This window comes from Mycolicibacter senuensis (assembly GCF_003284925.1).
GTDB classification, from domain to species: domain Bacteria; phylum Actinomycetota; class Actinomycetes; order Mycobacteriales; family Mycobacteriaceae; genus Mycobacterium; species Mycobacterium algericum_A.
Genome location: NZ_QMEX01000166.1, coordinates 1 through 6,964 on the forward strand (window position 1 = coordinate 1; position 6,964 = coordinate 6,964).

At 70.6% G+C, this 6,964-nt stretch carries 7 protein-coding genes; 4 read left to right on the forward strand and 3 right to left on the reverse strand.

Annotation, left to right across the window (positions count from 1 at the left end; translation table 11 throughout):
• Positions 1 to 227 (reverse strand): sugar nucleotide-binding protein (locus DQP56_RS21340; RefSeq protein ID WP_114475786.1); only part of this gene is annotated, 227 nt, incomplete at its 3' end.
• Between the two features lie 220 nt (positions 228 to 447).
• Here DQP56_RS21340 and DQP56_RS21345 point away from each other — a divergent pair.
• From DQP56_RS21345 to ctpC, 4 genes are all read left to right on the forward strand, one after another.
• Positions 448 to 1,917 (forward strand): LCP family protein, encoded by a 1,470-nt coding sequence (locus DQP56_RS21345; protein WP_205868947.1) that lies wholly within the window; start codon positions 448 to 450, stop codon positions 1,915 to 1,917.
• 10 nt (positions 1,918 to 1,927) lie between these two features.
• A complete protein-coding gene (locus tag DQP56_RS21350) occupies positions 1,928 to 2,707 on the forward strand; it encodes a TIGR03089 family protein (protein ID WP_286167799.1) in 780 nt (259 codons plus the stop codon).
• 113 nt (positions 2,708 to 2,820) lie between these two features.
• Positions 2,821 to 3,102 carry a DUF1490 family protein gene (locus DQP56_RS21355; RefSeq protein WP_083035940.1) on the forward strand — a complete coding sequence of 94 codons (282 nt, stop codon included), beginning with the start codon at positions 2,821 to 2,823 and terminating at the stop codon, positions 3,100 to 3,102.
• Positions 3,103 to 3,166: 64 nt separating this feature from the next.
• A complete protein-coding gene (gene ctpC / locus DQP56_RS21360) occupies positions 3,167 to 5,296 on the forward strand; it encodes a manganese-exporting P-type ATPase CtpC (RefSeq protein ID WP_112688855.1) in 2,130 nt (709 codons plus the stop codon).
• Positions 5,297 to 5,361: 65 nt separating this feature from the next.
• On the opposite strand, the gene DQP56_RS21365 is transcribed toward ctpC, so the two are convergent.
• Both DQP56_RS21365 and DQP56_RS21370 read right to left on the reverse strand, forming a co-directional pair.
• Entirely contained in the window at positions 5,362 to 5,973 is a 612-nt protein-coding gene (locus DQP56_RS21365; protein ID WP_112688857.1) for a cation efflux transmembrane domain-containing protein, read from the reverse strand.
• 184 nt (positions 5,974 to 6,157) lie between these two features.
• Positions 6,158 to 6,964, reverse strand: an 807-nt coding sequence (locus DQP56_RS21370) for an NHL repeat-containing protein (RefSeq protein WP_286167800.1), incomplete at its 5' end; no start/stop codon positions are given.

Below are 6,964 nucleotides of genomic sequence, written 5' to 3' on the forward strand. Positions count from 1 at the left end.
TGGGCGCCCTCAGGGTCGGTCTCGGCGGCGTCGACGGCGGTGTAGGCAGCACAGTTGACCAGCAGGTCACCGGCGCGCAGGCCGATGGCGTCGACCGCGCCGGGATCGGTGATGTCGCACTGCGCCGAGGACAGTGCCAGCACGTCTCGGCCCGCCTCGGCGGCGCGCCCGGTCAGGAACCGGCCGAGTTGGCCGCGCGCTCCGGTGATGACGATCCGCATGGCCATCGATGTTATGCGGCGGCTCCAGCTTCGCCTCTCCTGCGTCGAGGCTCGCTAAACCGCCGGGTTATGCGGCGGTCCCAGCTTCACCTCTCCTGCGTCGAGGCTCGCTAAACCGCCGGGTTATGCGGCGGCCCCAGCTTCACCTCTCCTGCGTCGTACCGCCGGTCTGGCACGCCGACCGCGGCTACCGCTGATACGGCTGTGACGCAAGTAGTCTGATGTGATGCCTGCGCAACGTGTGATTCGTGTGATCGCGACCGTGGCAGCCGTCGTCATCCTGCTGGGAACCGGGGTGGCCTGGAGCCAGGTCCGGTCTTTCGAGGACGGCATCTTCCACGTCGCATCGCTGGCGCTGGGCCAAGGCGGATCCGACGGCGCGGTCGACATCCTGCTGGTCGGGATGGACAGCCGCACCGACGCCCACGGCAACCCGCTGACGCCCGAGGAGCTGGCGGAGCTGCGGGTCGGCGACGACGACGCCACCAACACCGACACCATCATCCTGGTCCGCATCCCCAACAACGGGAAGTCGGCCACCGCGATCTCGATCCCCCGTGACTCCTACGTGGCGGCGCCCGGGCTGGACAAGACCAAGATCAACGGCGTCTACGGCGCCACCCGGCTGGAGACCGCCGACGCGCTGGTCGAAACCGGGATGGACCCGGTCCAGGCCCAGGCCCGCGGCACCCAGGCCGGCCGGGAGGCGCTGATCCAGACCGTGGCCGAGCTGACCGGGGTCACCGTCGACCACTACGCCGAGATCGGTCTACTGGGCTTCTCGCTGATCACCGACGCGCTCGGCGGCGTCGACGTCTGCCTGCGGGAGCCCGTATACGAAGAACTCTCCGGCGCGGATTTCCCGGCCGGCTGGCAGCGGCTCGGCGGCGCCCAGGCGCTGAGCTTCGTGCGGCAACGCCACGAGCTGCCGCACGGCGACTTGGACCGGGTGCGCCGCCAGCAGGCGGTGATGGCGTCGCTGGCCCACAAGGTCATCTCAGGCAAGACGTTGTCGAGCCCGGCCACGCTGTCACGGCTGCAGGCGGCGGTGCAGCGCTCAGTGGTGCTGTCGGAGGGCTGGGATGTGCTGGATTTCGTCACCAAGCTGCAGGATCTGGCGGGCGGCAAGGTCGCGTTCGCCACCATCCCGGTGCTCGAGGAATCCGGCTGGAGCGACGACGGCATGCAGAGTGTGGTACGGGTCGATCCGGGCCAGGTGGCCGACTGGGTCGACGGGCTGCTGCATGACCAGGACGAGGGCAAGACCGAGCAGCTGGCATACGAACCGGAGCACACCACCGCCAGCGTCTACAACGACACCGACATCAACGGCTTGGCCGCCGCAGTCTCGGGAGTGCTGCGGGCCAAGGGATTCGGCACCGGCGCGGTCGGCAACAACGAGGCCGCCCGGGTGCCCGCCAGCCAGGTTCAGGCCGCCAACACCGACGACCCCGGCGCGCAGGCGGTGGCCAAGGACCTCGGCGGGTTGCCGGTGGTGTCCAACGAGTCGGTGCCCGCCGGCGCGGTGCGCGTCGTGCTGGCCGACGATTACACCGGACCGGGCTCGGGCCTGAGCGGCGGGGGCTACGCCGAGGTGGCCGGCATCTCCGGCGTCCAGGACGGCGGCGTGAGCGAAATCCCGCCCCCGTCACCGATTCTGACCGCGGGTTCCGGCGACCCGCAATGCGTGAACTAACGTCGCTGAGGTGACCAACCTCAGCTCGGCGATCCTTGATCCGATTATGCGCGCCGATCCGGTGGGACCACGGATCACCTACTACGACGACGCCACCGGGGAACGCATCGAGTTGTCGGCGGCCACGCTGGCGAACTGGGCCGCCAAGACCGGCAACCTGCTGCGTGACGAACTCGGCGCCGGTCCGGGCGCCCGGGTGGCGGTATTGCTGCCGGCGCACTGGCAGACCGCGGCGGTGATGTTCGGGGTGTGGTGGATCGGCGCCGAGGTGCTGCTGAGTTCACGCAGCGGTCCCAGCTTCGCCTCTCCTGCGTCGGGGCTCGCTGAACCGCTGGAATCCGGCGGCGACGCCGATATCGCCCTGTGCACCGCGGAGCGACTCGACGAGGCCGACGCGGCGGTGGCCAGCACCGGCGGGGAGGTGGTGGTGGCGTCGCTGGACCCGTTCGGCCGGCCGGCCGCGGATCTGCCGGTGGGTGTCACCGACTATGCGACGACGGTACGCGTGCACGGCGACCACCTCGACCCCGAGCGCTCCCCCGGCGCCGCGCTGGCCGGATCGTCCGCCGACGAGGTGCTGGCGCTGTGTGAGAAATCCGCGGCCGCAACCGGTTTGACGTCCGCCGATCGGGTGTGGTCGGCCAACGGCTGGCAGACACCGGCCCGGCTGATCGACAACATGCTGGCGGTCTTCGCCGTGGGCGCCTCGCTGGTGCAGGTCGGCAATCCGGACCCGGACCGCCAAGCGCGGCGCCGGGAAACCGAGAAGGTGACCCGGGTCCTGGCCTGACCCGGCGGCAGGCCCGATCCGACGACCTGGCATTCATGCATAAATGCTTATATGATGATGCTCCTGCCGGCGAGAACCACCGGCGAGAACCAGGATCTAAAAGGGGATTACTCATGGCGGTGCAGGGACTGCTGGCGAAAGCGGCGACGACGGTGTTCACCGGACTGGTCGGGGTGAGCGCCTATGAGGTGGTGCGCAAGGCGCTGGAGAAAGCGCCGCTGCACGAAGCCGCGGTGACCGCCACCGAGTGGAGCCTGCGCGGCACCCGGCGCGCCGAAGAGGTCGCCGAGTCGGCACGGCTGAAGGTGGCCGACGTGGTCGCCGAGGCACGCGAACGCATCGGCGAGGAGGCCACCCCGCCGGCGGTGGCCGTCGCGCACGACCACGACCATTGATCGCGGCGACGTGAGCGCCGCCAACAGCGCAGAGCTGATCGTCGTCTCCGACGCTGCCGGCCGGATGCGGGTGCGCACCCCCTGGGTCCGCGGCGACTCGCGACGCGCGGTGGCAGTCGAGGAGACGGCCGGCCGGGTCAACGGGGTGCGCACGGTGCACGCCTACCCGCGCACCGGCTCGGTGGTGGTCTGGTACTCCCCGCAGCGCTGCGACACCGACGCGATCCTGGCCGCGATCCGCGACGCGGCCGACGTCGCGGCGGACCTGATCCCGGCCCGCACGCCGCGCTCGGCCGATATCCGCAACACCGATGTGCTGCGCATGGTGATCGGCGGCACCGCGCTGGCGATGCTGGGCCTGCGCCGCTACGTGTTCGCCCGGCCGCCGCTGCTGGGGCCGAGCGGCCAACTGGTGGCCACCGGCGCGACGGTCTTCATGGGCTATCCGTTCCTGCGCGGCGCGCTGCGCTCGATCCGATCCGGGCGGGCCGGCACCGATGCGCTGGTGACTGCCGCGACCATCGCCAGCCTGGTACTGCGTGAGAACGTGGTGGCGCTCACCGTGCTGTGGCTGCTCAACATCGGCGAGTACCTGCAGGACCTGACGCTGCGCCGTACCCGGCGCGCGATCTCGGATCTGCTGCGCGGCAGTCAGGACACCGCCTGGGTGCGGCTACCCGACGGAGCCGAGGTGCAGGTACCGATCGACACGGTGCAACTCGGCGACGAGGTGATCGTCCACGACCACGTCGCGATCCCGGTCGACGGCGAGGTCATCGACGGCGAGGCCATCGTCGACCAGTCGGCGATCACCGGCGAGACCCTGCCGGTCAGCGTGATCGCCGGGACGGCGGTGCACGCCGGGTCGGTGGTGGTGCGCGGCCGGGTGGTGGTGCGCGCCACCGCGGTCGGCAGCCAGACCGTGATCGGCCGGATCATCAGCCGCGTCGAGGAGGCCCAGCACGACCGCGCCCCGATCCAGACCGTCGGCGAGAACTTCTCCCGCCGTTTCGTGCCGGCGTCGTTCATCCTGTCGGCGTTCACCCTGCTGGTGACCGGCGACGTCCGCCGCGCGATGACGATGCTGCTGATCGCCTGCCCGTGCGCGGTCGGGCTGGCCACGCCGACGGCGATCAGCGCGGCGATCGGCAACGGTGCCCGGCGCGGGATCCTGATCAAGGGCGGCTCGCACCTCGAGCAGGCCGGCCGGGTCGACGCCATCGTGTTCGACAAGACCGGGACACTCACGGTGGGCCGCCCCGTGGTAACGAATATCGTTGCTATTCACAAGGATTGGGAGCCCGAGCAGGTACTCGCCTACGCCGCCAGCTCGGAGCTGCACTCGCGGCATCCGCTGGCCGAGGCGGTAATCCGCTCCACCGAGGAGCGGCACATCGTGATCCCGCCGCACGAGGAGTGCGAGGTCCTGGTGGGGCTGGGGATTCGCACCTGGGCCGACGGGCGCACCCTGCTGCTGGGCAGCCCGAATCTGCTGCGCGCCGAGAAGGTCCGCATCTCGAAAAAGGCGGCGGGCTGGGTCACCAAGTTGCGCGCCCAGGCCGAGACACCGTTGCTGCTGGCCGTCGACGGCACCCTGGTCGGGCTGATCAGCCTGCGCGACGAGGTGCGCCCGGAGGCGCACGAGGTGCTCGAGCAGTTGCGCGCCAAGGGTATTCGTCGCGTCGTGATGCTCACCGGCGACCATCCGGAGACCGCCGCAGCGGTAGCCGCCGAACTCGGCATCGCCGAATGGCGTGCCGAGGTGCTGCCGGAGGACAAGCTGCAGGTGGTTCGCGACCTGCAGGACGAGGGCTACGTCGTCGGCATGATCGGTGACGGCGTCAACGACGCGCCGGCACTGGCCGCCGCCGACATCGGCATCGCGATGGGGCTGGCCGGCACCGACGTGGCGGTGGAGACCGCCGACGTCGCGCTGGCCAACGACGACCTGCGGCGGTTGCTGGACGTCCGTGACCTGGGCAGCCGGGCGGTCGAGGTGATCCGGCAGAACTACGGCATGTCGATCGCGGTCAACGCCGCCGGCCTGCTGATCGGCGCCGGCGGAGCGCTGTCACCGGTGCTGGCGGCGATCCTGCACAACGCCTCGTCGGTGGCGGTGGTCGCCAACAGTTCGCGGCTGATCCGCTACAAGCTGGATCGCGAACCGATGGCATCGGGCCCCGCGGAGGCGTAATCTGTCCCCGTCCCGACTGTTCCTGTCGAGCAACACCACCAGCTCCAGGACAGTCGGGACTTTGTTCAGCAGCCGCAACCCTCGCCGCGCCAGGACCGGAAACCCTGCCAGACCGACACCGCCGCCACCGCCAGCCCGATCAGCGGGTCCAGCCACCATCCGCCCGTCCACTGCGCGGTCAGCGTCAGCCCCACCAGCACCGCGGCGGCCTGGATCGCGCACAGATAGTTCTGTACGCCTTCCCCGACGGTGGCCGCCGAGCCCAGCCGGGTGCCGAGCCGTCGCTGCGCGCGGCCCAGTACCGGCATCACCAGCACCGCCACCGAGGTGAGCGCGATCCCGATCAGGCTGCTCTCGGCGCGGTGGTCGCCGAACAGGTGGCGGACCGACTCGGCGGCGATGTAGGGGGCGTTGATCCAGAACGACACCGCCACCCCGATCTGGGCGCGCCGCTCAGCGGTCTCCGAAAGCGTGCGGGCGCCGGTGAAACGCCAGATCACGATGGCCCCGGCCAGCGCCTCGGGAATGGCCCCCAGCGCCCAGCCGGTCAGCGCGATCGAGCCGGCCGCCAGGCCCTGCCAGATCCCCACCACGCCTTCCACCCCGACGACCAGCAGGCTGACCCAGGCCAGCCGCCGGGCCCAGCGTGCGGCGCGATGCCAGCCCGCGTCGAACACCGGGCGGATGACGGTGCGATGTCCGCGGTGATCGTGACGGTGGCCGGTGTCCACGTCGCTCGGACCGATCACGGCCGCATCGGGGCCCACGACGCGACTGTCCACGCCAAAATGCTACCGCCCATTTCGGGCCCGGGCCCGCCGCCGGGCCGCTCAACCTGCAGGATCCGGCGTGAAACGGCCCTCAGCGTTCGGCGTCGACCTTGACCACCCGATCATTGCCGCGGTCGGCGACGTAGACGTTGCCGTGCTTGTCCACCGCGACGTCCAACGGGGCGTTGAGGCCGGTGAACGGCAACACCACCGGGATCGCGGCCCCGGCCGCCAGCTTCACGACCTTGTTGCGGTTGTGCTCGGTGACATAGACGTTGCCGCCGTCGTCGACCGCGATACCCCGCGGTGAGACGATCCCGGCGAACGGCAACACCACCTGCTCGTCGGAGACCGCCACCAGCTTGAGCACCCGGTTGTTGCCGGTGTCGGTGACGTAGACGTTGCCGGCCGAGTCCACCGCCACCCCGTCGGGCTTGTTGAGACCGACGAACGGCAGCGCGGTCTGGGTGTTCGTGCCGGATTCGAGCCGCAGCACCAGATCGCTGCCACGGTCGGCGACGTAGACGTTGCCGTCGGAGTCCACCGCCACCCCGTCGGGGTCGTCCAGGCCGGCGAACGGCAGCACGGTGTGGGAGTCGTCGGCGGCGGCCAGCTTGACGACCCGGCTGGCATCGGAGAAATAGACGTTGCCGATGTCGTCGACCACCAGGCCGCGCGGCTGGTACTGGTCGCTGAACGGCAGCACCGTCGAGGAGTCCGAGCCGGCCACCAGCTTCACCACCCGCCCGTGGATGCCCTCGCTGCTGACATAGACGTTGCCGTCGGAGTCCACCGCCACCCCGCCGGGCGAGAGCCGATAGTCGAGGTCGGTGAACGGCAGCACGTCCTGCGGGGGCGCAGCCACCGGCGTCGCCGATGACGGCCGGCTCACCAGCTG

Coding starts and splice junctions, on each gene's coding strand:
- DQP56_RS21345 (WP_205868947.1), top strand. CDS start 448: ATGCCTGCGCAACGTGTGATTCGTGTGATCGCGACCGTGGCAGCCGTC.
- DQP56_RS21355 (WP_083035940.1), top strand. CDS start 2,821: ATGGCGGTGCAGGGACTGCTGGCGAAAGCGGCGACGACGGTGTTCACC.
- ctpC (WP_112688855.1), top strand. CDS start 3,167: ATGCGGGTGCGCACCCCCTGGGTCCGCGGCGACTCGCGACGCGCGGTG.